This is a genomic window from Alistipes senegalensis JC50 (assembly GCF_025145645.1).
GTDB classification, from domain to species: Bacteria; Bacteroidota; Bacteroidia; order Bacteroidales; family Rikenellaceae; genus Alistipes; species Alistipes senegalensis.
This window is the reverse complement of record NZ_CP102252.1, coordinates 173,541-199,798: the sequence shown is the minus strand read 5'-3', so window position 1 is coordinate 199,798 and position 26,258 is coordinate 173,541. Positions and strand designations below refer to the sequence as shown.

Genomic DNA, 26,258 nt, shown 5'->3' with positions numbered 1-26,258 from the left:
TTTTTTTCGTATATTGTGAAAGACCGGATTCGCTGAATGACCATGAAACGACTATTGCTGACCCTTTTGCTGACCGCCGCCGTCCCGTTCGCCCGGGCGACGCCTCCGCAATGCCTTTTCCAGACCTATTCCACGCTGGACGGAATGACGCACGACCGTATCGCCGACATCTACACCGATTCGCGCGGCTTCGTGTGGGTCTGCACGTGGTACGGCGTCAGCCGCTTCGACGGATACACATTCAAGAATTTCAGCACCACGCCGGGCGATTTCTCGCCTCTGTCGCACCACCGCTTCATCTCCGTGAGCGAGGATTCGAACGGACATCTCTGGTTCACGACCTATAATTTCCACGTCTACCGCCTGAACCGTTATACCGAGCAGTTCGAGGACGTGGTGTCGCTCGTCGGGGGCGTCGATTCGCAGCACTACCGCATGACGCACTGCCTGCACGACGGCCGCGGCAATACGTGGGTGGCCATCGCCGGGTTGGGCGTGGCGCGTTTCAGCGACGCCGACGACGCCTCGCCCGTGCGTATCGACGCCTTTTTCGACGCCCCGGCGCTGGGCGGCGACGTGACGGCGATGTATGTCGATGACGGGGGCGATGCGTGGATCGCCGCTGCCGACGGCCGGCTGAACCGCGTCGATGCGGGGGAGCGGACGGCCCGCACGCTTTGCGAAACGGCCTCTCCGGCCTTCTCTTTCACGGCCGATGCCGAATACGTCTACTGCGCCACGGCGGACGAGGTGGTCCGCACCGGGCGCAGGGACGGCACGCTCACCCGTCTGCCGGGCGGCGGCGCTCCGCTCACGGCCATCGTCGCCGATTCGGTGCGCCGGACGGTCTATGCCGGCAGCCGTTCGGGGGAGCTCTACCGCGTGTCGGGCGACCGGCTGGCGCGGCTGAATCCCAAAGGCGCCCGTCCGCGCCGCATCCGCGATCTCGCCGCCGACTCGCACGGCATCGTGTGGGTGACCTCCGCCGAGACGGGAATCACGCGCTACAACCCCGCGACGGACGACTACAAGCATTTCGAACAGCAGCCCTACACCGTTTCCTACAACATCGACACCCTGACCAAGATCGCCGAGGGCGGCGGACTGCTGTGGATCAAGATGAACAACTGGGGATTCGGCTACTACGACCGCGAGCGCGACGAGGTCGAACCCTTCTACAACGATCCCCGGCAGCCCAACTGCCAGATGACCAACGCCGTCGTACGCTTCGACGTGCACGACGACGTGCTGTGGCTCTCGACTTACCACGAACGCGGGCTGCGCAAGGCGGTGATCCTGCGCCAGCCCGCCGAGGTCTTCACCCTCGACTCGAAATCCCCGAATCCGCTTTCGGGCGAGATCCGCGCGCTGATGACCGACAGCCGGGGCCGGATGTGGGTCGGCACGCGCGACGGCGAGCTGATCGCTTTCGACGCCGCGAACAAACCCGTCTACACGCTGCCTGCGCAGGGCCGCCGGGGTACGGGCATGATCTACGCCCTGAAGGAGGACTCCTCGGGCAACATCTGGGTCGGCACCAAGGGCGAGGGGCTCTACCGCATGACGCCCGGGGACGGCGGCTTCGAGGTGACGCATTTCACCCACTCCGACACGGATGTCTGGTCGCTCAGCGACGATCAGGTCTACTGCGTCGAGGAGGACGGCGCGGGCCGTATCTGGGTGGCGACCTACGGCGGAGGCATCAACCTGTTGGAAGACCCTGCCGGGCATTGCTTCGTCCACGCCGGCAACCTGATGACGCACTATCCGCTGGACGAGGCGGGGCGCGTGCGGTGGCTGCTTTACGACCGTCCCGACCGGATGTTCGCCGCCACGGTCGATGGACTGCTGGTCTTCGATCCGGGAGCCAGCGCCAAGCTGATGCGCTTCCGGCTGGTGCAGAAGATTCCGGGCGATGTGGAGTCGCTGGGCAACAACGACATCATCCAGATGCTCCGCGATTCGGAGGGGCGCATTTGGCTGGCGACCTTCGGCGGCGGGCTGAACCTGATTTCGGGCTATGACGGCGAGGGGATGCCCCGCTTCCGCTGTTACGACAAGACGGCCGGCCTGGCCGGCAACATCTGCATGGCCCTGACCGAGGACCGGCAGGGCGACCTGTGGGTCTCGACCCACAACGCCGTGTCGCGCTTCGATCCGCGGCGCGGGATTTTCTCGAACTACTACCTCTACGACAACATGCGCAACGCGGTTTTCAGCGAGGCCACGGCGCTCACCGCACCGCAGGGCGACGTGCTCTTCGGCAGCGGCCGCCACCTCTACCGCTTCGATCCCGACGAGGTTCGCGCCGCGAAAATCGACTACGAGCTGCGTTTCACGGGGCTCGACGTGCGCAACAAACCCGTCGCCGCGGGACGCCGCTCGCCGCTTGCGGAGTCGGTGACCGAGGCCGACCGCATCGTTCTGCCCTACAATTTCTCGAATTTCCGCATGGAGTTCGCCTCGCTGAATTTCGCCATTCAGCACATCGTGGGCTATATGTACAAGCTGGAGGGCTACGACCAGGACTGGAATATCTCGGGAAACACAAACCGGGCGACCTATTCCAACGTCCCGATCGGCCGTTACACGCTCCACGTCAAGGCTTTCGTCGGCAATGCCGATGCGGCCGGCGAGGGGATCACGATCGGGGTCGAGGTGCTCCCCCCCCCTTGGCTCACCTGGTGGGCCAAGACGCTCTACGTGCTGCTGGCGTTGGCCGTCGCCGCCGTGGCATTCCGCATCGCCGGTTCGGTCATCCGCATCCGCCGCGAGGCGAGCGTCGAGCAGAACATGACCGACTTGAAGCTGCGCTTCTTCACCAACATCTCCCATGAACTGCGCACGCCGCTGACGCTCATTCTGGGCGGCATCGAGGATGCACGGAAACACGACGAGCTTTCGCCCCGCGGCGAGAGCAGCCTCACGCTGGCCCACCGCAACGCCAAGCGCATGCTGACGCTCATCAACCAACTGCTCGATTTCCGCAAGATCGTCAAGGACAAGATGGAGCTGAAAATCTCGCGCGTGGACCTCGTGCCGCTGGTCGAGGATGCCATCGACGATTTCCGCGAACTGGCCGCCGAGCGCCGGATCGAACTGCTGTTCACCGTCTCGCGCCGTTCCGTGCTGGTGTGGGTCGATATCGAGCGCATGGAGAGCGTGGTCTATAATCTGTTGTCCAACGCTCTGAAATTCACGCCCAACGGCGGACGGATCGAAGCGATACTTTCGCTGCGCGAAGAGGAGGAGTGTGTGCTGCTCACGGTCCGCGACACGGGCATCGGTATCCCGAAAGACAAGCAGGGGATGATCTTCGAACGCTTCGCGCAGGCTTCGCGCGCCGTGGACAGCAACATGAAGGGGTCGGGCATCGGGCTTTCGCTGTGCCGCGACATCGTGGCCCTGCACCACGGTGAAATCTCGGTCGAGAGCCGTCCGGGCGAGGGCTCCGCCTTCACCGTGAAGCTCTGCCTCGGCAACGCCCATTTCGGCATGGAGCAGATCGACTTCTCGGGAGCCGGGACGGGCGACCGCCGCAACGACTATATGGTCAGCGACTTCACGCCCGCCGACAGCCAGCGCCGCAACGACGTGCAGCCGCCGAAGGATGCCCAGAAGATTCTGCTCGTGGAGGACAACCGCGAACTGCGCATCTTCATGTACAACAGTCTGATTGACACCTACCATGTCGTCGAGGCCGACGACGGGGTCGAGGCGCTCGAAAAGATCCGCAGCGAGATGCCCGACATCGTCGTCACCGACCTGATGATGCCCCGCATGGACGGCATCGAACTGATCGACAAGGTGCGCCACGACTTCACGATGAGCCACATCCCGATCGTGATGCTCACGGCCCGCCATTCGCCCGACGACCGGGTGAAGGCTATGGAGTTCGGCGCCGACGGCTACATCACCAAGCCGTTCAGCATCGAACTGCTGCTGGCCCGCATCGACAATCTGCTGACCCAGCGGCGCAAGCTCTTCGAGAAGTTCTCGTCGCAGTCGGCGCGCAACAAGATCGCGGAGCTGGTCGTCGAAGATGTCGTCGTCACGGACCGCGACGAGGAGTTTATGAAGAACGTGATGGCATGGCTGGGCGAGAACGTCGAGAATTCGGAGCTCACGATCGACCAGCTGGCCTCGCACCTCGGGCTGGGCCGCACGACGATGTACAACAAGCTCAAGAGCCTCACCGGAAAATCGCCCGTCGAGCTCATCAAGGAGTACCGCATCACCAAGTCGAAACTTTTGCTGCGCACGGGGCAGTTCTCCGTGTCGGAGGTGGCCTACAAGGTGGGTTTCTCCGATCCGGGCTATTTCAGCCGCTGTTTCCGCGAGCAGTACCACATGTCGCCCGCCGAATACCTCAAAACCCATAACCTGAAAGAAAACCAAGAGACCAAAACCGCATGAAACGATTGCTGATACCTGCCCTGTGCGTGCTGGCCGCCGCCTGCACCTCGCGCGGACACCTCTACGATTCCGCCACGCCGCTCGCCGTCCGCATGGTCGAGAGCGAGATCGCCCGCAACCCCTCGCCCATGACGCTCGACGGTATCCCCGCCGGCAAAATCAAGTGGAACTACACCACGGGACTCGAACTGCTGGCCATGATGGACGCAGGCGAGGCGTACGACCGTCCCGATTTCTTCGACTATGCGCTGCGCTATTACGACTCCATCGTGCAGCCCGACGGGAGCGTGCTGACCTACAAGAAGTCGAAATACAATCTCGACCACGTTTGTCCGGGGCGTGCGCTGTTCGCGCTGTACGACCGCACGGGCGACGTGCGCTATAAAACAGCGCTCGACACGCTCTTCGCGCAGCTGCGGGAGCAGCCCCGCAACGACGACGGCGGATTCTGGCACAAGGAGGTCTATCCGCATCAGATGTGGCTCGACGGGCTTTACATGGCCGAGCCGTTCTATGCCGAATATGCCGCGAGGAACCTCTCCGGAGCCGAATACGAAAAGGCCGTCGATGACATCGTGAACCAGTTCGTCGCGGCGGCCGCGCATACCTTTGATCCGGCGACGAAGCTCTACCGCCACGCCTGCGACGTATCGCGCGAGATGTTCTGGTGCGACAAGACCACGGGCCAGTCCGCGCACGCCTGGGGCCGGGCGATGGGGTGGTACGTCATGGCCATCGTCGAGACGCTGCAATACCTCGGGGTGAACGACACGACGCTCCCGATGATCGACATACTGAACCATATCTGCGAGGTGCTGCCCGAGTATGCCGATCCCGCGACCGGGATGTGGTATCAGGTGCTCGACCAGCCGGGCCGCGAAGGCAACTACCTCGAATCGACCGCCTCGGCGATGTTCGTCTATGCCATGCTCAAAGGCGTGCGGCTGGGTTACCTGCCTGCGGAGATGGGCGCCGAGGCGCGACGGCTGTATGAAAAATTCGTGGACCGTTTCGTGAAGGAGAATCCCGACGGTACGATCTCGCTGACCGATTGCTGCTCGGTGGCCGGGCTGGGCGGCAAAGGGATGCGCAGCGGGACGTTCGAATATTACATCTCCGAACCGGTGATTGACAACGACTGCAAGGGTGTGGGGCCCTTCATCTGGGCATCTCTGGAATACTCCCTCCCGGCTAAGAGCCGGGATTCAGGGGCGGCCGTTCGTTGATGTGTTTCCGATCCGGTTCTGCGCCGCCCGGCTAAGAGCCGGGTTTTAGAGGCGGCCGTTCGTTGATGTGCTTCCGATCCGGTTCTGCGCCCGGCTAAGAGCCGGGATTCAGGGGCGACCGTTCGTTGATGCGTTTCCGGTCCGGTTCTGCGCCCGGCTAAGAGCCGGGATTTAGAGGCGACCGTTTGTTGATGTGTTTCCGATCCGGTTCTGCGCCCGGCTGAAAGCCGGGATTCAGGGCCGTTCTGAAAATTTCTTCCGGAAAAAATCCTCCTTGTCGGGAGGATTTTTTGCCCCGTTTTCCCTTTTCCGCGACTTCGGAGGGCCGTTCGGCAGGGGTTGACAAATTATCCATGAGAAGTGATAAAAATTACCAATCGAATCCTTCGGGGCAATTTACTTTTGTATAGGGAAATGTCCCTTTTTACGGAAGACGAAACCTAATTATTAACCAAAACCTTTTATATGAAAAGCTTTACTCTAAAGTTCGCCCTGACGTTCCTGCTGGGAGTGGGTCTGGCTTCCGCGGCCGTGGCCCAGAAAATCGGAGGAACCGTCAAGGATTCGGCGGGCAAACCGGTTGTCGGAGCTTCGGTGATCGTCGAGGGTTCGACTCTGGGAGCGAGCTCGGGTGTCGATGGCCAGTGGTCGCTCAATGTGCCCGACGCCTCGAAGAAGACGCTGGTGATCTCCTATATCGGCATGAAGACGCAGCGCATCGCCATCGGCAGCAAGACGCAGATCGACGTGACGCTCGAAGACGAATCGACGGCCTTGGACGACGTGGTGGTCGTGGGCTATGCCACCGTGAAGCGCCGCGACGTGGTCGGATCGGTCGCTTCGGTCAACGCCGAGACGCTCCAGCAGATGCCCGTGGCCTCGGTGGCCGAGGCGATGACGGGACGCATGGCCGGCGTGCAGATCACCGCCACGGAGGGCGATCCCGACGCTGAGATCCGCATCCGCGTCCGCGGTGCGGGCACGTTCTCGTCCGACGGAGCGCCGCTCTACATCGTCGATGGCTTCCCGGTGGAGAGCATCAGCGACATTTCCTCGTCGGAGATCCAGTCGATCGACATTCTGAAAGACGCCTTCTCGACGGCCATCTACGGTTCGCGCGGTGCCAACGGCGTCGTGCTCATTACCACCAAGAGCGGCGAGAAAGGCAAGGTCAACGTCAATTACAATGTATACTGGGGTTTCAAGGACATCGCCCGCAAGAACCAGGTGCAGGCGCTCAATCCCTCGGAGTTCGCCAAATGGCAGTACGAACTGGCCGCCATCCAGAACAAGGTGGCGGACAACTACGAGCCCTATTTCGGGGCGTTTTCCGACATCGACCTCTACGACAACGTGAAGGGCAACGACTGGATGGACCAGCTCTTCGGCCGCACGGGCGAGCAGTTCAACCACAACCTCACGGTTTCGGGCGGCGGCGACAAGTTCAAGTGGAACGCCACCTATGCGCGTCTCTATGACAAGGCGATCATGGTCGGTTCGAATTACAGCCGCGACAACCTCGGCCTGAAGACGCAGTTCAAGCCCAACAAGCGCGTCACGCTCGATTTCAACATCCGCTATTCGCGTATGAAAGTGCGCGGTGCGGGCGCCAACTCGCTCAACGACTCGGGCACCCAGAGCACGGGCCGTCTGAAAAACGCCATGCTCTACACGCCCATTCCGCTGAAGGCCCAGATCGAGGGCGGCGACGATTTGGAGGAGAACTCCTCGGACGCCGTGATGCCGACGGTCGCCGTTTCGGACTCGGATCGCAAGCGCGAGCGCACCAACTGGACCGCCAACGGCGGTTTCACGTGGGAGATCGTCGATGACCTCAGCCTGAAAGTCGAGGCCGGCATGGAGGAGTACCGTCAGGAGACCAACTCCTTCTACGGCGTCACCACCTACTATTCGAAGGTCGGCGGTTCGGGTTCGACCGTTCCGGGAACCCCGTCCACGAACTACAACGACGTGACGCGCCGCCGCGTGCGCAACACCAATACGCTGAGCTACGACTTCCGGAAGCTGATCTCGAACGACAACCACCATCTCAACGTGCTGCTGGGCCAGGAGTACATCATCACCGAGCAGCGGACGTTCAACACGTGGGTCGATGGTCTGCCCGACTTCTACACCGCCGAGCAGGCGTGGGCCTTCATGGGTGCGGGCTCCAACGCCAGCTCTTCGAACATGAACTATGCGGCCGACGACATCCTGCTCTCCTATTTCGGACGCATCAACTACGATTTCAAGGGCAAGTACATGCTTTCGGCCACGATGCGCGGCGACGGTTCGTCGAAGTTCTCCAAGGGTCAGAAATGGGGTTACTTCCCCTCGGTGGCCGCTTCGTGGCGCCTTTCGGACGAGTGGGGGATGAAAGACCTCCGGTGGCTCGACAACCTCAAGCTGCGTTACAGCTTCGGTACCGCGGGCAACAACAACATCCCGACCGGCATGGGCGGCCTGACGCAGCTCTACGAGGTCGGCACGGGCAGCAGCTTCATCTACGGCGATCCGACCTACTGGACGCCCAACGGCAACGGTGCCAGCGAGAGTTTCATGGCCAATGCCAACCTGACGTGGGAGACCACCTATTCGCATAACCTGGGCCTCGATTTCGGCTTCTGGCGCAACCGCCTCTCGGGATCGGTTGAGGTCTACCAGAACACCACCGAGGATATTCTCATGCGCTATCCCGTCTCCGGTTCGGGTTACAGCTTCCAGTACCGCAATGCCGGTACGATCCGCAACCGCGGTCTGGAGGTTTCGGTTTCGGCCGTGCTCCTCGAGAAGGCCAAATACGGGCTGAACTTCAATGCCAACATCGCCTTCAACCGCAGCCGCATCATGGATCTGGCCGGGCTGGACACCTATTCGCAGTCGTCGGGCTGGAACAACAACGTCACGGACTACTACGCCGTGCTGGGCGGCGCCATCGGCGATGTCCACGGCTACACGACGCTGGGACGCTACGAGGTCGGGGATTTCGATCTGGACTACTACGCCGAGACGGGCAAATGGAAGACGCTCGACGGCTCGAACTGCGCCGGCGTGGTCGGCGACATGCGTCCGGGATCGCTCAAGCTGCTCTGCGACGCCGACGGCAATCCGATTCAGGGCAGGATCGGCAACGTGCAGCCCAAATTTACGGGCGGTTTCTCGCTCTCGGGCTATGTCTACGGGTTCGACATCGCCGCCAACTTCACCTATTCCTACGGCAACAAGGTCTTCAACGCCAACAACGTGGAGTTCACCTCCTCGCAGAAATACACCGGCAAGGGCGTGATCCGCAACCTCTCGGAGGTGATGGCCCTGGGCAAGCGCTGGACCAATATCGACTGGACGACGGGCGACGTGATCACCGATCCCGAGGCGCTGGCCGCCGCCAACCGCACGACGACCATGTGGTCGCCCTACATGCCCCAGACGGTCGTGCACAGCTGGCTGTTGGAGGACGCTTCGTTCCTGCGCCTCTCGTCGCTGACGATCGGCTATACGCTGCCTTCGAGCTGGACGCGCAAGGTCCGTCTCAGCAAGGTGCGTTTCTACGCCACCGGCACCAACCTCTTCTGCTGGACGCCTTACAGCGGTTTCGACCCCGAGGTCGATACGCGCCGCGCGACGCCCATGACCCCCAACGTCGATTACTCGGCCTATCCGAAGAGCCGTTCGTGGGTGTTCGGTGCGAACATCAGCTTCTAACCTCTAACCGACAGAAAACAACTCAACGATGAAAAAGTCAATCTATATCCTTGCCTGCGCCGGCCTCATGGCCGTTTCGTGCGGCGAAGAGCTGCTGGAGACCCGTTCCTCGTCGTCGTCCGATTCGGAGACCATGTTCTCGAACGAGACCTATGCCGAGGCGGCCGTCATGAACATCTACCGCCAGTTCGGTGTGGACAAGTCCTACCGCAACCGCTGGCTGGTCTACTACGGCGCCAATACGGATTCGGAGTGGTACGTTTCGGCGTCGCCCGACAAACCCACCGACACCAAGACGCTGATCTACACCTATAACCCCACCTACGACGACGCGGGCAGCCAGCTCAACGAGAGCAGCGGCCAGTTCGCGCTGATGTACACGGCCATCGAGAACGCCAACCTCGCCATTGCGGGGCTCCGCAAGTACGGCAGCGTCGAGACCGACGCCGGGATGCGCTACCTGCTGGGCGAGTCGCTCGTGCTGCGCGCATTCTTCTATTTCGACCTGATCAAGGCTTGGGGCGACGTTCCCATGCGCTTCCAGCCCATCGGCGAGACGGGCGACGTGAACAAGCCCCGGAGCGACCGCGACGAAATCTACAAGCAGATCATCGCCGATCTCGAAGAGGCCGTCGATTATGTTGACTGGCCCGGCGAGGGTGTCCGCACGGGCACCGTGACCCGCGTCAACAAAGCCTTCGCCTACGGTCTGCTGGCCCGTGTGTGCCTTTCGGCCGCCGGCTATGCGCAGCGTCCCGACGAGGGGCGGATCGGGACGGGCGACATCGGCTCGAACCGTCGCAGCAAGCTGGTCGAAGCAGGGCAGGAGTGGGGCGACAACATCCTCTACACCAAGGCTCTCGATGCCTGCAAGGCGGTGATCGCCAAGGAGAACGTCTGCGTGAAGCTGGAAGGCTCGTTCGAGGAGATCTGGCGCGACATGATGAAGCGCCAGGTATCGGCCGGGGGCGAAACCCTCTTCGTGATTCCCTTCGCCGACAACCGCGGCCAGTGGATGAACAACTACGCCATCCGGCACGCCACGGCCGACAAGTACTGCGGCAAGGCCGGCGCCGGCGGCACCATCGGGCCGGTTCCCACGCTCTTCTACGAGTATGACAAGGCCGACCGCCGCCGCGATGTCACCTGCATTCCCTATCGCTGGAACGGCGGCAAGCAGGAGTTGGAGAACGTGCAGAAATGGTATTGCGGCAAGTACCGCTACGAGTGGATGAACGACGTGATTTCGGGCAACGACTGCGGCATCAAGCCGATTCTGATGCGTTATGCCGACGTGCTGCTGATGGCCGCCGAGGCCGCCAACGAGCTCAACGACCTGCCCTATGCCAAAGAGCAGCTGCGCAAGGTCCGCTTCCGCGCCTTCAAGTCCAACGATGCGGTAGATGAATACCTTAAGGACATCGGGTCGAAGGACGCCATGTTCAAGGCTATATACAGGGAGCGCATGCTCGAATTCAGCTGCGAGCAGATCCGCAAGCAGGACCTGATCCGCTGGGGACTGCTGAAAGAGTCGCTCGACGACGTGAAGGGCAAGATGAAGGCCATGCTCGACCACACGACCTACACGTCGGAGCTGACGGACAAGACCTACGATTTCAGCCTTGTCGGCACGAAGGTCTACTACAAATACGACGCCGACGGCGAGACGATCCAGCTCCACGGCCTCGACTTCGGCGAGGCGGGCGAACCCGACGGCGAGGGCTGGACGCTCTACACGTCGAAGAAGACCGACGGCACGCTCGAAGAGGAGTATATCAAGAGCGGCACGACCTCCACGGGGCGTATCGACATGATCTACCAGTACGATCCCGACGTGCACATGTTCTGGCCGATCTTCAAGCAGTCGATCACCACCAACAGCCTGCTGGCCAACGACTACGGTTATCCGGTGCGATAGCGATCTGAAAAAAGGAAAAACAAGCAACGTATGAAAACGACTATCAATAAAATCCTGCTGTTCGTGATGCTTTTCGCCGGCGCGGCGTCGCTTCACGGCTGTTCGGACCCCGACGGGATCATCGAGGATATCGCCTACGACCGCGAATTCTCCCCGCTGAATTTCACCTATACGCTGACCAACAACGTGAACGTCGCCTTTTCGTGGACGGTCATGACCGGAGTCTCCGACTACACGCTGACGCTCTCCTACACCGACGGCGACGGCGGCGTTTACGACGAGGTGGACCTCATCGCCCCGCTCGACGGCGACGGCGCGACGGTCCGGACGATGGATTACGCTTTCAGGGAGCTTCCCGGCAACCGTGCGTGGAAGGCCGAACTGGTCGCCGTTTCGCAGCGCGCGGGCGTCGCCGATTCGAAACCCGCGGTGTGCACCTTCGCCACGGGCGTCGAGAATCTTTTCCTGAACGACGGCAAGGTCTCCGACGACGATATTACGGCCACTACCGCTCTCCTGCGCTGGGTCGCCGGATCGAACGTCACCGCTCTGAACGTGACGCCGGGCGTGGGCACTGTCTCGTTGTCGGCCGAGCAGATCGCCGCCGGCGAATGCGAGCTCACCGGCCTCACGACCGGTACGGCCTACACCGTCGAGCTGCTGCGCGACGATGCCGTGCGCGGAATCGTCACGTTCGTCGCATCGGACAAGATCGACGTCGATGTGATCGACAAGAGCGCTTCGACGATCACCCTTTCGTGGGGCGCCGACCGACAGGTCACGGGCCTCGTGCTGAAAGGCGGCGACGATGAACGCAACATCACGCTGACCCGGGAGCAGATCGCCGCGCACACCTACACCTTCGAGAGGCTGAAAGAGCGTACCGAATATTCGATTTCGGTTTACATCGACGGTGTCGAGTCGGGCAATCTGGTCGTCACGACGCTGGGACAATCCACTTTCTGGGATTTCACCGATGCGTCGAAATGGCCGATCGCCAACTGGGATTCGAACCAGACCATCGACGGCCTCACGATCCTGGCCGCCTCGGGCAAAAACGTTCAGGTTCAGGCCGATGCCGACTACGGCTGCAACTACCTCGACCTGCGCGGTAAATCGACCGTCAAGGAGGGCGAAGCCCCCACGCAGCGTGCCGTGCAGTTCTCGGTGGTGGGCGAGGGCGTGATCGCCATTGACTGCTATGCCAACGGGACCGGCCGGAACTTCTACGCCTATGTTGATGCGCTGGGCAAGGCTTTCGGGCCTTTCGAGGCTCCGACAGCGGCCAACCGCGGCAAGGTCTACATTCCCTGCCCGGGCATCCCGGCTTCGGCGGTGGTTTCGATCTGGACCGACGCTACCATCAACCACATTTACAGCATCGGCTGGTACGAGGGCACCGAGGCTCCGGGGCAGAACGCCACGCCGCTCGCCGCTCCCGCGGTTACGGCCTCACCCGCCGAGGTGACCAAGGGCGACAACACTCCCGTGACCTTCTCATGGGCCGCCGTTCCCAATGCCGCGACCTATACCTACCGTCTTGCCCTGACGAAGCTCGTCGGCGAGACCGAAGAGGTCGTCCGCCTCTCGGAGACCGTTTCCGCGACCGAAATGACCGTTCCGGCCGAGACCGTCGCCGAACTCAAACCGGGAACCTATACGATTTCGGTGACCGCTGCGGCCGCCTCCGACTTCCTCTACAAGCCGTCGCCCGCCGGCAGCGCCGTGCTGACGGTCAACGACACCAAGCTGGCGACTCCCGTCGTGAAACTCGATCCTGCGAAAGTCACCGAAGGCGAACAGACGGAGGTTGTGGCATCGTGGGATGCCGTCGAGGGAGCTGCATCGTATGCCGTTACTTTCAACAACGGAACTTCCGAGACCGTGAACACGACCTCTCACACGATTGCCGCCGCTGAGGTTGCCGCGCTTGCCGTGGGTGAATACATGATTTCGGTGGTCGCCACCCCCGCCGACGCTTCGGCGCAGGCTTCCGATCCCGGTACGGCCAAACTGACCGTCGCCGAGGCTTCGACGGGTTCGGGAACTGCTTTGGCATGGGGAGCGGATGATTTTACGGCTGTATGGGCCGGATTCGCCAACAGCACGGGGGACATCAACGCTGCGGCTTTGGCGACGATGACTGAAACGGCTGACCTGAAAAAGGATGCGGATGGTTTCACTTACAAAGGACTTTCGTTTCTCTTCGGCGGTGGTAAGTTCAAGTTCGGACAGAACAACAATGCAGACGGTGTGAAAGCTACTCGCTTCCAATACGGAGGTACGGGCAGCACTTCCAAGCAATGTGTCTCCTTTACGGTGGATGCTCCGGGTACACTGGTCGTGGAGGCTGTTTCCGGCGGAGATGCAGCCCGTCCGTTGGCTGTGGCCGTTGACGGTACGGAATTGCTTACGCAGGATACTCCCGATAAGACGCAGAATGCGGCAAAGTTGACTTATAATTGCTTGTCTGCTTCTGCCGGATCGAAGATCACGATTTACAGTAAGAACAGCGGTATCAATGTTTTCTCGATCACTTGGACGCCGTCGAAATAAGTGGCACGGTGATCCAATGGGGAGGGCGCTCAGAAATTGAGCGCCCTTTTTTGCCGTTTGACCGCTTCGGAACCGGATTTGCTGGGGAGATGGTAAAAATGTAAACGGATTTTCGTATCTTTGGCTTCGCCGAAGATGCTCCCGCCCGGCAATGTTCAAATAAATTTGAAATTGCGCCCGCTTATTTGTATCTTCGCAGGATATTTCGCTTGTGATGGCAGAAAAAGAGAAAGACATACTGGAAAATATCGGAGAGCAGGAATACAAGTACGGCTTCACTTCGGACATCGAGACCGAAACCATCGGCAAAGGGCTTTCGGAGGAGGTCGTGCGGCTGATCTCCGCCAAAAAGGGCGAGCCGGAGTGGATGACCGAACGCCGTGTGGCGGCCTACCGCCATTGGCTGACGCTGGAGGCTCCGACGTGGGCCCACCTGACGATCCCGCCGATCGACTTTCAGGAGATCATCTACTATGCGGCTCCCAAGCCCAAGAAACAGCTCGGCTCGATGGACGAAGTCGATCCCGAGCTGAAACGCACGTTCGACAAACTGGGCATTCCGCTCGAAGAGCAGATGGCCCTGGCGGGCGTCGCGGTCGATGCCGTGATGGACTCCGTGTCGGTGAAGACCACCTTCAAGGAGACGCTGGCCGAAAAGGGTATCATCTTCTGTTCGATCTCCGAGGCGTTGCGCGACTTCCCCGAGCTGGTGAAAAAATACCTCGGGAGCGTCGTGCCCTATACCGACAACTTCTACGCCGCGCTGAACGCTGCGGTCTTTTCCGACGGTTCGTTCTGCTACATCCCCAAGGGGGTGCGTTGCCCGATGGAGCTTTCGACCTATTTCCGCATCAACGCCGCCGGCACGGGGCAGTTCGAACGCACGCTGATCGTGGCCGACGAGGGGGCCTACGTGAGCTACCTCGAAGGGTGCACCGCGCCCCAGCGCGACGAGAACCAGCTGCATGCCGCGGTGGTGGAGATCGTCGTCGAGCGGGACGCCGAGGTGAAATACTCCACCGTTCAGAACTGGTATCCCGGCGACCGGCAGGGTCGCGGCGGCGTCTATAATTTCGTGACCAAGCGCGGCATCTGCCGCGAGAACGCCCGGCTGTCGTGGACGCAGGTCGAGACCGGTTCGGCGATCACGTGGAAATACCCGAGCTGCATCCTCGCGGGCGACAACTCCGTCGGGGAGTTCTACTCGGTGGCCATGACCAACAATTTCCAGCAGGCCGACACGGGCACGAAGATGATCCATATCGGCCGCAACACCCGCAGCCGCATCGTCTCGAAAGGCATCTCCGCGGGCCGGAGCGAGAACTCCTACCGCGGAATGGTCCGCGTGGCGAAGGGGGCCGAGAACGCCCGCAACTACTCGCAGTGCGATTCGCTGCTGATCGGCGACAAGTGCGGGGCGCACACTTTCCCGGTGATCGACGTGCGCAACCGCACGGGCGTCGTGGAGCACGAGGCCACGACCTCGAAGATTTCCGACGACCAGCTCTTCTACTGCAACCAGCGGGGGCTTTCGACGGAGGACGCCGTGGGGCTGATCGTCAACGGCTATGCCCGCGAGGTGTTGTCGAAACTGCCGATGGAATTCGCCGTCGAGGCGCAGAAACTGCTGGCCTTGCAGCTGGAGGGATCGGTGGGATAGGCTGAAGGATGAAAGTCGTCGTCATAAACGGAAGTCCCCGCTGCGACGGGCTGGTTTCGCAGCTGCTCGGCCATGTGGCCGGCGCTCTGCCCGAAGGGTGCGAAGTCGAGACGCTGTTCGTCCGCGACATGCAGGTCCGGCCCTGCACCGGGTGTATGAAATGCCGTTCGCTGGGGCGTTGCGTGCTGCCGGAGGACGACGCCCACCGCGCGGCGGAGGCGATTCGCGGGGCCGATGCCCTGATCGTCGGGTCGCCCTGCTATTGGGGCAACATGAGCGGGACGTTGAAGGTGCTGTTCGACCGGATGGTCTATGCGATGATGGGCGAGCGGGAGAACGGCATGCCGATTCCGCTGCACAAGGGCAAGCGGGCCGTGCTGGTCGCCACGTGCAATACGGTCTATCCGTTCAGCGTGTGGTTCCGCCAGACGACCGGCGTGTTCCGCGCATTGCGCGAGATATTGAAATGGAGCGGTTTCCGGATCGCCGGGACTTTGGGCCGGGGCGGATGCCGCAAACACGGGGTACTGACGCCCCGGGAGATTGGGAAATGTAAAAAACTGGCAAAGAAGATATGTTGAAGGTAAAAAATCTGCACGCCTCGGTCGATGGCAAGGAGATTCTCCGGGGCATCGACCTGGAGGTGAAGGCCGGCGAGGTGCACGCCATCATGGGGCCCAACGGCTCGGGCAAATCGACGCTGGCGTCGGTGCTCGCGGGCAACGAGAAATTCACCGTTACGGAGGGTTCGGCCGAGTTTCTGGGCCGCGATCTGCTGTCGATGTCCATCGAGGACCGCGCGCGACTGGGGCTGTTCCTGGGCTTCCAGTATCCGGTGGAGATTCCGGGCGTCACGATGGCCAATTTCATGAAGCTGGCCGTCAACGAACAGCGTAAGTTCCGCGGCGAAGAGCCGCTGACGGCCGCCGAGTTCCTGCGCCTGATGCGCGAGAAGAGCGCCGTGGTGGAGCTTTCGTCGAAACTCACCTCGCGGGCCGTGAACGAGGGTTTCTCGGGCGGCGAGAAGAAGAAGAACGAGATTTTCCAGATGGCGATGCTCGACCCGAAGCTGGCGATCCTCGACGAGACCGATTCGGGGCTCGACATCGACGCCCTGCGGATCGTCGCCACGGGCGTCACCAAGCTCCACCGGGCGGATAACGCCACGGTGGTCATCACCCACTACCAGCGTCTGCTGGACTATATCGTCCCCGACGTGGTGCACGTGCTCTACAAGGGGCGCATCATCTACTCCGGGGACAAGTCGCTGGCGCTCAAGCTCGAAAAGGAGGGTTACGACTGGCTCATCAACGAATACGACAAGTGATGGAGACGATTCTCGACATAATCCGCGGGTTCCGTCCGGCGGACGGCGGGGTGCTCCGGATCGACGGGGCCGCGGGCGAACCGTTCGCGGCGGTCGATCCCCGAAGCCTGCACGTCGAGGTGTCTGCGGGGGCTTCGGCGCATCTGGTCGTGCTGCACACCGCCCCCGACCTCTCGTCGCTGACGCTGGAGCTGGCCGAAGAGGCGCAGTTAGTGCTGACCGAACTGTTCGTCGCGGAGGCTTTCGCCGAGGTTGCGGTGAAGCAGGCCGCCCGCAGCCGCTGCCGCCTGACGACGGTGCAGCTGTCGAGCGCCAACGCCTCGTACCGCATCGACCTCGACGGTACGGATGCCGAAAACGAGTTGGGCGGGGTGTTCCTCGCCGCCGACAGCGAACATTGCGTCGTGAAACTCCGCACGGCGCACAATGCCGCCGACTGCCGCAGCGACTCCTATGTCAAGGGCGTTGCCGGGGGGCAGGCCGTCGGGGAGTTCTGCGGACTGGTCTACGTCGCTCCCGGCGCCCAGCGCACCGACGCCCGCCAGCAGAGCCGCAACATCCTGCTCAGCGAGACGGCGCGCATCACCACCCAGCCGCAGCTGGAGATCTATGCCGACGACGTGAAGTGTTCGCACGGCGCGACGGTGGGGCAGATGGATGCCGATGCGGTTCTGTACATGCGCCAGCGGGGGCTGAGCGAGGCGCAGGCCCGGCGATTGCAGATCGAGGGATTCGTCGGCGACGTTGTGACCCGCTGCGGCATCGAGCCGCTGTGCGGGGCCGTCATGGAGCTGGCTTCGGCGAAAATGGAAAAACTGTGAATATGCTCGACATCGAAAAAATACGGGAGGAGTTCCCGATCCTGCACCGCGAGGTCTACGGCCGGCCGTTGGTTTACCTCGACAGCGGAGCCACGGCGCAAAAGCCTCGTCAGGTGATAGATACGATCGACGACCTCTACCGGGGCCTGAACTCGAACATCCATCGCGGGGTGCATTATCTCTCGGAGCAGGCCACGGAGTTGTACGAGGCGGCTCGGGAGCGGATCGCCGCGTTCGTCGGGGCGGCCGAGAAGGAGGAGATCGTCTTCACGGCGGGCGCCACGGCGTCGCTCAACACGGTGGCCTATGCCTGGGGCGACGCCTTCGTCGGGGCCGGGGACAACATCCTCGTCAGCGAGATGGAACACCACTCGAACATCGTGCCGTGGCAGCTGCTGGCCCGGCGCAAGGGGGCCGAGATCCGCGTGCTGCCGTTCGACGATGCGGGAGCGCTGCGCACGGAGCTGCTGCCGGAACTCGTGGACGAACGGACCCGTGTGGTGGCCGTGACGCAGGCGTCGAACACGCTCGGTACGCGGCCCGACCTGCGGCCCGTTATCGAAGCGGCGCATGCCGTCGGGGCCGTCGTCGTCGTGGACGGCTGTCAGGGCGTGGTCCACGGCGGGGTGAACGTCCGGGAGATGGACTGCGATTTCTACGCCTTTTCGGGCCACAAGCTCTACGGTCCGACGGGCATCGGCGTGCTGTACGGCAAGCGGGAGCTGTTGGAGCGGATGCCGCCGTTCCTCGGGGGCGGCGATATGGTCGATACGGTGACTTTCGAGGAGACCACCTATGCCCCCGTGCCGCTGAAATTCGAGGCCGGAACGGCCAATTTCGTGGGTGCCATCGGATTGGGCGAGGCGGTGAAGTTCGTGCAGCGGTTCGATCCGGCGGAGATCGAGGCGCACGAAGAGTCGCTGCTGCGCCGCGCCACGGAGCGGCTGTCAGCCATCGACGGACTGCGGATCTACGGCACGGCGCCCGGCAAGTGCGCCATCGTGTCGTTCAACGTCGAGGGGGTGCATCCCTACGATATGGGGATGATCCTCGACAAACTGGGCATTGCGGTCCGCACGGGCCAGCACTGCGCCGAACCCGTGATGGACCACTACGCCACGACGGGCATGTGCCGGGCCTCGTTCGCGCTGTACAATACGCTTGCGGAGGCCGATGCGCTGGCCGCCGGGGTCGAACGGGCCGTGCGGATGCTGCGCAACTGAATATTGGCAATTGAAAATGAAAAATTGAGAATTGAAAATTGGGATTCATGTCGAAAATCCGTGTCGTAGGATGTCGGACGGGAAAATGGAATTTTTAATTTTTCATTCTTGATTTTTAATTATAAACAAGACTACTACCTATGTTCATCGTACTCGAAGGCTTGGACGGGGCGGGCAAATCGACCCAGGTCCGCATGTTGCGACAACTCCTCTCGGAACGGGGCGTGGAGAGCGAGTATGTGCATTTTCCGCGCTTCGACGCTCCGGTCTACGGCGAGTTGATCGCCCGTTTTCTCCGGGGGGAGTTCGGCGGCGTGAACGAGGTCGATCCCTATCTCGTGGCCCTGCTCTTCGCGGGCGACCGCGCCGCGGCGGCTTCGCAGATCCGGGCGTGGATCGCCGCGGGCAAAGCCGTGATCCTCGACCGCTATGTCTACTCGAACGTAGGCTTCCAGTGTGCGAAACTTCCTGCCGGGGAGCCGCGCGACCGACTCGCGCAATGGATTCTCGACCTCGAATTCGGTTACAACGGACTGCCGCGCCCCGATATGTCGCTCTTCCTCGACGTGCCCTTCGCCTTCACCGAGCGCAAGCTCTCGGAGGCGCGCGAGGGCGACGACCGCACCTATCTGCAAGGCGGGCAGGACATTCACGAGGGGGCCCTCGACTTGCAGCGGCGTGTCCGCGAAGTCTATCTGGCCGCCGCCGCGAAGGACGATTCGTTGCGCGTGGTCGATTGCTGCGATGCGAACGGGGCGATGGAGAGCCCCGGGCGGATTTTCGATAAGATACGGGCCGTGCTGGCCCCGATACTCGACGCACGATGAGGAGGACCCGGGCTTTCAAGATTCTGGCGAACGTCTGCCGGCTGATCCTCGCCTGCACGTTCATCCTTTCGGGCTTCTCGAAGGTGATCGACCCGTGGGGCACGGCGTTGAAGGTCAACGAATACCTCTCGATCTACGGCATGGAGTACCTGCAACCTGCGTCGATGACCTTCTCGATCTGGCTGTGCGGCGCCGAGCTGATGATGGGGTGCATGCTGCTGCTCAAGGTCCGCATCCGTCTGATTTCGATCTTCGCGTTGGTTTCGATGATCTTCTTCACGCTGCTGACGCTGCTCAGCGCCACGCTGATCCCCGTCGAGGACTGCGGATGCTTCGGCGAGGCGCTGAAACTCACTCCCTGGGAGACTTTCGCCAAGAATGTCGCCCTGCTGCCGATGGCATTCGTGGTGTGGTGGCGCTACCGTCCCGACAAGATCTTCGCGTTCAAACCCCTGGAGATCGTGCTCACCTGCACGTTCTTCTTCCTCTCGATGTATCTGGGTTACTACTGCTATATCCATCTGCCGCTGATCGACTTCCTGCCTTATAAGGTCGGGGTCAACATCCACGAGGCGATGCAGGAGCCTGCCGTCGAGTCCGGCGAGTCGGAAACCGTGCTGGTCTACCGCAACCGGAAGACAGGCCGCGAGCGGGAGTTTTCATTGGACGACACCGAGTGGCAGGACGCCGAGAAGTGGGAATGGGTGGACACCCGCACCGTGAGCGAGCTGCCGTCGGTGCGGCCGCTGGTGAGCGAATTCGCCCTGCGCGACGCCGAGGGCGACGCCACGGAGGAGGTGTTGACCATGCCCGGACGGGTTTACATGCTCTGCGTCACGGAGTTCGACCGCCTGCCGCGTCCCTGCGCCCGGCGTATGGCCCGGCTGGTGGAACACGCCCGGGAGGAGGGCGCCCATGTGGTCTGCCTGACGCCCGATCCGCTGTACGGGGTCACGTGGCACGATTTCGGTTCGGGGGAGGTGCGCTGCTACAACATCGACGCCTCGACGATGAAAACCATGCTTCGGGCCGACAACGGACTGGTGGTGCTGGACGACGGAACCATCACGGCTAAAAAGAACTGTCGCGATATTCGTCCGTAGGGGCGTTCGGCGGGATGTGGTATAAAAGTTGACACAGAGAAATCTGTGTCAACTTTTTCGTTTAGCGAGGGCAGAGCCGAAACTCGGTTTCGGACTATGCCGAGCGTAGAAAAAGAAGAGTGTCAACTTTTTTCATATGCGTATTTTACCTCTTTTGACGATCGCCCTGCTTGCCGGGGCGTGCGGCCGCAAAACCCCGGCTCCCGAGACGGTGCGTTCCGTGAAGGTCACGACGGCCGCGGGCGCAGGCATCATCGACAAGGATTTTGCCGGTATGGCCACCCCCGACGATGCCGTGAACCTCGCTTTCAAGGTGGCGGGGCAGGTCCTCGACGTTCCTGTCGCGCAGGGGCAGAGCGTGAAGAAAGGGGCGCTGCTCGCCGAACTGGACCCCCGGGACATCGAGTTGCAGGTGGCGGCGACGCGCTCGGCCTTCGAGGAGGCCCGCTCGCAGCAGCAGCGCATGCAGCGTCTCGTGGAGCACGAGGCCGTGTCGCGGCAGGAGGCCGAGGCCGCCTCGACGCGCTATGCGCAGGCGCGCTCCACCTATGAAAACACCCTCGATCTGCTGAAAGACACGCGCCTGAGGGCTCCGTTCGCCGGGGTCGTCGAGCGCAAATACGTCGATAATTTCGAACGGGTGCAGGCCGGACAGTCGATCCTTCGGCTGGTCAACCCCGTCACCACCACTGTCCAGTTCACCCTTCCCGAAACCGGGCTGTCGCTGCTGCGGGACAGTTCGACGCGTTTCACCGTCGAGTTCGACAATTACCGGGGCGCGGCGATTCCGGCCCGCCTGAAGGAGTATGTCGAAACCTCGTCCGACGCTTCGGGATTCCCCGTGTCGCTGACTCTCGAAAATCCCGATCCGGCGCGTTACCGCATTTCGCCCGGCATGTCGTGCACGATCACCATGCAGAGCGCCGATCCGGTTCCCGACGCCGTGTCGCTGCCCGTGTCGGCCGTCTACGCTCCGGCCGAGGGCGGCACCTATGTCTGGATCGTGGGCGCCGACGACCGCGTCACGCGCCGCGAGGTGAAGCCCGGGGAGTTGTTCGGCCGCGACCGCGTGGTCATCGACAGCGGCGTCGCTCCGGGCGACAGGGTCGTCACGGCCGGCGTCTACCAGCTGCGTGAAGGGGAGCGGGTCCGGATTTTAAGATGACGCTGCGATGAACCTGCCCGAATATTCCCTGCGAAACGCCAAAGTGATTTGGTTTTTCCTCTTCGTCCTGCTGGCCGGCGGGGCGCTGGGCTTCTCGACGCTGGGCAAGAAAGAGGATTCGGTCTTCGTCATCAAATCGGCGTCGCTCGTCTGCTCCTACCCGGGAGCTACGCCTCCGGAGGTCGAGGAGCTCATTACCGAGCCCATCGAACGCGAGGTGCAGTCGATGCGCCTCGTGCACAAGATCACTTCCGAATCCTATTACGGCGTTTCGAAGATCCAGGTCGAACTGGACCCCGCCACGCCTGCCCGCGAGATTCCCCAGCTGTGGGACGAACTGCGCCGCAAGGTGCTCAACGTCCAGCCGAAACTGCCCGCCGGGGCGTCGCAGATCACCGTCGCCGACGATTTCGGCGATGTTTACGGCATCTATTACGGACTCTCCGTCGATGGAGGATTCTCGTGGTCGGAGCTGCGCGACTGGGCCCAGCGGCTGAAAACGGCCCTCGTGACGATCGACGGCGTGCAGAAAGTGACCCTTTACGGCGAACAGACGCCCGTGGTCAACGTCTACGTCAGCCTTGCGGCGCTGGCCAACTTCTCCATCCGCCCCGAAACCATCGTCTCGACCATCGGCCAGCAGAACTCCATCGTCGATAGCGGGGAGAAGCAGGCCGGGAAGCTCCGCATACAGATTCTCGAAGACGGGACCTACAAGACGCTCGACGACCTGGCGGACCAGCTGCTGTTCGCCACCTCGGGCAAGCAGTACCGCTTGGGCGACATCGCCCGCGTCGAGCGGGGTTACGCCGAGCCGCCGCAGACGATGATGCGCGTCGATGGCCGCCGGGCCGTGGGCATCGGCATCTCGACCGAAGCGGGCGTCGATGTGGTGAAGGCCGGAGCGAAGATCGACGGCGTGCTGGCCTCGCTCACGCGCCAGATGCCCGTGGGCATGGAGCTGACGGTGCTCTATCCCGAAAACCGCATCGCCCGCGAGGCCAACTCCACGTTCATCCTCAATCTGGCCGAGTCGGTGGCGATCGTCATCCTGATCATCATGCTCGTCATGGGTTTCCGCGCCGGGGTGCTGATCGGCAGTTCGCTGTTGTTCTCGATCGGCGGCACGCTGCTGCTGATGCAGTTTCTGGGCGAGGGGCTGAACCGCACTTCGCTGGCGGGATTCATCATCGCTATGGGCATGCTCGTCGATAACGCCATCGTCGTCACCGACAATGCGCAGCAGGCCATGCTGCGGGGCGCGGGGCGAAGCAAGGCCGTCGTCGATGGAGCCAACGCCCCGCGGTGGAGCCTGCTGGGTGCCACGCTGATCGCCATATTCTCGTTCTTGCCGTTGTATCTGGCCCCTTCGTCGGTGGCCGAGATCGTGAAGCCGCTGTTCGTCGTGCTGGCCCTCTCGCTGCTGCTGAGCTGGGTGCTGGCCCTGACGCAGACGCCGTTGTTCGGGAATTTCATGCTGCGGGTGAAACCCCTCGGTCGCGATCCCTACGACACGAAATTCTACCGCGCTTTCGACCGCTTTCTGGCCGCCCTGCTGCGCCGGCGATGGGCGGTCGTGGCCGTCGTCGTCGGACTGTTCGCCCTTTCGCTGGTCGTCATGGGGCTGATGCCTCAGAACTTCTTCCCGTCGCTCGACAAACCCTATTTCCGCGCCGACGTGTTGCTGCCCGAGGGGTACGACATCCGCGATACGGAGCGCAACCTGCTTTCGATGGAGGAGTGGCTCCGCGAACAGCCCGAGGTGAAGACCGTCTCGATGACGCTCGGCTCCACGCCGCCGCGCTACTATCTGGCCAGCAGCAGCGTTTCGATGCGTCCCAATTTCGGCAACGTCCTCGTCGAACTGCACGACAAGCGGCAGACCGAATCCGTCGAGGCGCGGTTCAACGCCTGGGTCACCGCGAATCTCCCCGACGTATGGCTGCGCTCGTCGCTCTTCAAGCTCTCGCCCGTGCCCGACGCGGCCATCGAATTCGGTTTCATCGGCGAGAACGCCGACACGCTGCGCCGCCTGACGGCCGCCGCCGAGGAGGTGATGTGGCGCACGCCGGGGGCGGTGAACATCCGCAACGGCTGGGGCAACCGCGTGCCGATGTGGCAGCCGGTCTACTCGCAGATGAAGGGCCAGCGCATCGGCATCACCCGCAGCCAGATGGCCCGGGGCATCACCATCGCCACGCAGGGGTACGCGCTGGGCGAATACCGCGAGGGTGACCAGTTCATGCCGATCCTGCTGAAAGACGAGAACATCGGTTCCTACAACCTCACCAACTTGCAGGCCCTGCCGATCTTCAGCCCTTCGGGCAAGGTGTTTTCGATCGAGCAGGCCACCGACGGCTTCCGCTTCGACTTCCGGCCGGGCGTCATCAAGCGCTTCAACCGCCAGCGGGTGATGAAGGCGCAGTGCGATCCCGCCCGCGGGGTCAACACCATGCAGCTGTTCGCCGCGCTGCGCGACTCGATCGACCGCGCCGTGGTGCTTCCCGAGGGCTATTCGATGAAGATCTTCGGCGAGCAGGAGAGCCAGCAGGAGTCCAACGAGGCGCTGGCCGAATACATGCCGCTGACGCTGGTGCTGATCCTGATCGTCCTGCTGCTGCTGTTCCGCAACTACCGCGAACCGGTCGTCATCCTGCTGATGATACCGCTCATCTTCATCGGCGTGGTGCTCGGACTGGCCGTCACGGGCAAGGTGTTCAACTTTTTCTCGCTGCTGGGGCTGCTGGGACTGGTCGGCATGAACATCAAGAACGCCGTGGTGCTCGTCGAGCAGATCGGCGTGCTCCGGGCCGCCGGCAAGGACCCCTACGAGGCGCTGACGTCGGCCACGCGCAGCCGCATCGTCCCCGTGGCGATGGCTTCGGGAACGACCATTCTGGGCATGCTGCCGCTGTTGTTCGACTCGATGTTCGGGGCTATGGCCGCCACGATCATGGGCGGACTGCTCGTGGCTACGCTGCTGACGGTCTGCGTGCTCCCGGTGGTCTACGCCTTGTTCTATAACATTCGCAAACCATGAAAAACGCAGTTTCGATACTCCTTTTGTGCCTCTCCCTGCCGGCGTTCGGACAAACCTCGCTCGACGGCTACCGGGCGGCGGTCGCCGATTACAGCTGGCAACTGAAGATCGCCGCCTCGCAGAGCGACGCTGCGGCCGAAACGCTGGGGCAGGCCCGTACGGGCTACCTTCCGCGGCTGGCGATGGACGGGAGTTTCACCAAGACCTTCCACCGTTACGAAGGCATCGAGCCGTGGACCTTCGGCGTACTGCCGCAGGTGGTCCAGACGGTTTACGGAGGCGGTGCGGTGCGGGCTTCGGCCCGGCAGGCCGAACTGGGCTACGACATCGCCCTGTGCGACGAGGAGTTTTCGCGCCTCGACGTGCGTTATGCCGCCGACTATGCCTACTGGAACCTTTCGGCCGTGGAGCTCTATGCCGCGTCCATGCGCCAGTACGTTTCGATCATCCGTTCGCTCAAAGAGGTCGTGGACCGCCGTTTCGCCGAGGGGTATATCGCCAAGGGCGACGTGCTGATGATCGACGCCCGGCTGAGCGAGGCCGAATATTCGCTCGTGAGCGCCGAACAGAGTTACGAAGTGGCCCTGCACAACTTCAACATCCTGCGCGGCACCGATGCTGCGCTCGACGTGCGGCTGGCGCAGAGCATCCGCGATTCGCTTCCGATGCCCGGGCGGGTCGTGTCCGCCGAGGCCCTGGCGCGCCGTCCCGACTATGCTGCCGCACGGCTGCGTGCGGAGCAGGCCGATTGGGGCGTCCGTTCGGCTCGGGCGCCCTTCAATCCGCAGTTGAGCGTCGGGGTAGGGGGATCGTGGCAGCCTTTCTCGCCCAACCGGACCGGGGCCACGACGGTGGACGGATCGGTTTTCGTGAAGCTCTCGGTGCCGATCTTCCATTGGGGCGAACGCCGCCGGGCCGTGGGGATCGCGCGCGCCGTGCAGCGACAGCAGGAGTGGACCGCCGCGCTGCGCCACGACGACATCGTGCGCGAGGAGATGAACGGCTGGACGGCGCTGGTGCAGAGCCGGGCGCAGGTCGATGCCACGGAGGAGAGCCTCCGCATCGCGGCCGAAAACCTCTCGATCAGCACCTATTCCTACGGCGAGGGGCTTGCGACGATCCTCGATGTCCTGCAAGCCCAGCTCAGCTGGATTCAGCTCTATTCCAACGCCATCCGGGCGCACTACAACTATGCCGTGGCGGTCTCCGACTACCAGCGCATCACGGCGCAGTAAAAAACGGCGGAGAATATTCTCCGCCGTTTTTTATTACCG

At 62.4% G+C, this 26,258-nt stretch carries 15 protein-coding genes; all 15 read left to right on the top strand.

Features of this window, described 5'->3' with window-relative positions; genetic code table 11:
- Positions 1-42 precede the first annotated feature (42 nt).
- The 15 genes from NQ519_RS00745 to NQ519_RS00675 all read left to right on the top strand — a co-directional run bounded on the left by NQ519_RS00745 (position 43) and on the right by NQ519_RS00675 (position 26,219).
- Positions 43-4,416, top strand: a complete 4,374-nt coding sequence (locus tag NQ519_RS00745; RefSeq protein WP_147513150.1) for a two-component regulator propeller domain-containing protein — start codon at positions 43-45, stop codon at positions 4,414-4,416.
- Positions 4,413-5,642, top strand: a complete 1,230-nt coding sequence (locus NQ519_RS00740; protein ID WP_026076362.1) for a glycoside hydrolase family 88/105 protein — start codon at positions 4,413-4,415, stop codon at positions 5,640-5,642. The genes NQ519_RS00745 and NQ519_RS00740 overlap by 4 nt, the downstream gene beginning before the upstream one ends.
- Positions 5,643-6,107: 465 nt before the next feature.
- Complete coding sequence (locus tag NQ519_RS00735) at positions 6,108-9,344, top strand: SusC/RagA family TonB-linked outer membrane protein (protein ID WP_019149982.1); 3,237 nt, start codon at positions 6,108-6,110, stop codon at positions 9,342-9,344.
- 28 nt (positions 9,345-9,372) lie between these two features.
- Positions 9,373-11,262: a RagB/SusD family nutrient uptake outer membrane protein gene (locus tag NQ519_RS00730; RefSeq protein WP_019149983.1), complete on the top strand. Its 1,890-nt coding sequence runs from the start codon at positions 9,373-9,375 to the stop codon at positions 11,260-11,262.
- 30 nt (positions 11,263-11,292) lie between these two features.
- Positions 11,293-13,818, top strand: a complete 2,526-nt coding sequence (locus tag NQ519_RS00725; RefSeq protein ID WP_019149984.1) for a hypothetical protein — start codon at positions 11,293-11,295, stop codon at positions 13,816-13,818.
- 214 nt (positions 13,819-14,032) lie between these two features.
- Positions 14,033-15,478 (top strand): Fe-S cluster assembly protein SufB, encoded by a 1,446-nt coding sequence (gene sufB / locus NQ519_RS00720; protein ID WP_019149986.1) that lies wholly within the window; start codon positions 14,033-14,035, stop codon positions 15,476-15,478.
- An 8-nt stretch (positions 15,479-15,486) separates the two neighbouring features.
- Positions 15,487-16,059, top strand: coding sequence for a flavodoxin family protein (locus tag NQ519_RS00715; RefSeq protein ID WP_019149987.1), 573 nt, complete (start codon positions 15,487-15,489; stop codon positions 16,057-16,059).
- Complete coding sequence (gene sufC / locus NQ519_RS00710) at positions 16,053-16,805, top strand: Fe-S cluster assembly ATPase SufC (RefSeq protein WP_019149988.1); 753 nt, start codon at positions 16,053-16,055, stop codon at positions 16,803-16,805. Before NQ519_RS00715 ends, sufC begins: the two co-directional genes overlap by 7 nt.
- Complete coding sequence (locus NQ519_RS00705) at positions 16,805-17,626, top strand: SufD family Fe-S cluster assembly protein (protein WP_019149989.1); 822 nt, start codon at positions 16,805-16,807, stop codon at positions 17,624-17,626. Before sufC ends, NQ519_RS00705 begins: the two co-directional genes overlap by 1 nt.
- A gap of 2 nt (positions 17,627-17,628) precedes the next feature.
- Positions 17,629-18,849, top strand: coding sequence for a SufS family cysteine desulfurase (locus NQ519_RS00700; protein ID WP_019149990.1), 1,221 nt, complete (start codon positions 17,629-17,631; stop codon positions 18,847-18,849).
- A gap of 140 nt (positions 18,850-18,989) precedes the next feature.
- Positions 18,990-19,676, top strand: coding sequence for a dTMP kinase (locus tag NQ519_RS00695; RefSeq protein WP_019149991.1), 687 nt, complete (start codon positions 18,990-18,992; stop codon positions 19,674-19,676).
- Complete coding sequence (locus tag NQ519_RS00690; RefSeq protein WP_019149992.1) at positions 19,673-20,779, top strand: BT_3928 family protein; 1,107 nt, start codon at positions 19,673-19,675, stop codon at positions 20,777-20,779. Before NQ519_RS00695 ends, NQ519_RS00690 begins: the two co-directional genes overlap by 4 nt.
- 136 nt (positions 20,780-20,915) lie before the next feature.
- On the top strand, positions 20,916-21,944 hold the full coding sequence (locus NQ519_RS00685; RefSeq protein WP_044118593.1) for an efflux RND transporter periplasmic adaptor subunit: 1,029 nt from the start codon (positions 20,916-20,918) through the stop codon (positions 21,942-21,944).
- A 7-nt stretch (positions 21,945-21,951) separates the two neighbouring features.
- On the top strand, positions 21,952-24,984 hold the full coding sequence (locus NQ519_RS00680) for an efflux RND transporter permease subunit (protein ID WP_019149994.1): 3,033 nt from the start codon (positions 21,952-21,954) through the stop codon (positions 24,982-24,984).
- Entirely contained in the window at positions 24,981-26,219 is a 1,239-nt protein-coding gene (locus NQ519_RS00675; protein ID WP_019149995.1) for a TolC family protein, read from the top strand. The genes NQ519_RS00680 and NQ519_RS00675 overlap by 4 nt, the downstream gene beginning before the upstream one ends.
- The last annotated feature ends 39 nt before the right edge of the window (positions 26,220-26,258 follow it).

What these genes read in the sequence shown, in the direction of transcription:
- NQ519_RS00740 (WP_026076362.1), top strand. Translation starts at nt 4,413, where the DNA reads ATGAAACGATTGCTGATACCTGCCCTGTGCGTGCTGGCCGCCGCCTGC.
- NQ519_RS00725 (WP_019149984.1), top strand. Translation starts at nt 11,293, where the DNA reads ATGAAAACGACTATCAATAAAATCCTGCTGTTCGTGATGCTTTTCGCC.
- NQ519_RS00680 (WP_019149994.1), top strand. Translation starts at nt 21,952, where the DNA reads ATGAACCTGCCCGAATATTCCCTGCGAAACGCCAAAGTGATTTGGTTT.
- NQ519_RS00705 (WP_019149989.1), top strand. Translation starts at nt 16,805, where the DNA reads ATGGAGACGATTCTCGACATAATCCGCGGGTTCCGTCCGGCGGACGGC.
- NQ519_RS00700 (WP_019149990.1), top strand. Translation starts at nt 17,629, where the DNA reads ATGCTCGACATCGAAAAAATACGGGAGGAGTTCCCGATCCTGCACCGC.
- NQ519_RS00690 (WP_019149992.1), top strand. Translation starts at nt 19,673, where the DNA reads ATGAGGAGGACCCGGGCTTTCAAGATTCTGGCGAACGTCTGCCGGCTG.
- NQ519_RS00695 (WP_019149991.1), top strand. Translation starts at nt 18,990, where the DNA reads ATGTTCATCGTACTCGAAGGCTTGGACGGGGCGGGCAAATCGACCCAG.
- NQ519_RS00675 (WP_019149995.1), top strand. Translation starts at nt 24,981, where the DNA reads ATGAAAAACGCAGTTTCGATACTCCTTTTGTGCCTCTCCCTGCCGGCG.
- sufB (WP_019149986.1), top strand. Translation starts at nt 14,033, where the DNA reads ATGGCAGAAAAAGAGAAAGACATACTGGAAAATATCGGAGAGCAGGAA.
- NQ519_RS00745 (WP_147513150.1), top strand. Translation starts at nt 43, where the DNA reads ATGAAACGACTATTGCTGACCCTTTTGCTGACCGCCGCCGTCCCGTTC.
- NQ519_RS00735 (WP_019149982.1), top strand. Translation starts at nt 6,108, where the DNA reads ATGAAAAGCTTTACTCTAAAGTTCGCCCTGACGTTCCTGCTGGGAGTG.
- NQ519_RS00730 (WP_019149983.1), top strand. Translation starts at nt 9,373, where the DNA reads ATGAAAAAGTCAATCTATATCCTTGCCTGCGCCGGCCTCATGGCCGTT.
- NQ519_RS00715 (WP_019149987.1), top strand. Translation starts at nt 15,487, where the DNA reads ATGAAAGTCGTCGTCATAAACGGAAGTCCCCGCTGCGACGGGCTGGTT.
- NQ519_RS00685 (WP_044118593.1), top strand. Translation starts at nt 20,916, where the DNA reads ATGCGTATTTTACCTCTTTTGACGATCGCCCTGCTTGCCGGGGCGTGC.
- sufC (WP_019149988.1), top strand. Translation starts at nt 16,053, where the DNA reads ATGTTGAAGGTAAAAAATCTGCACGCCTCGGTCGATGGCAAGGAGATT.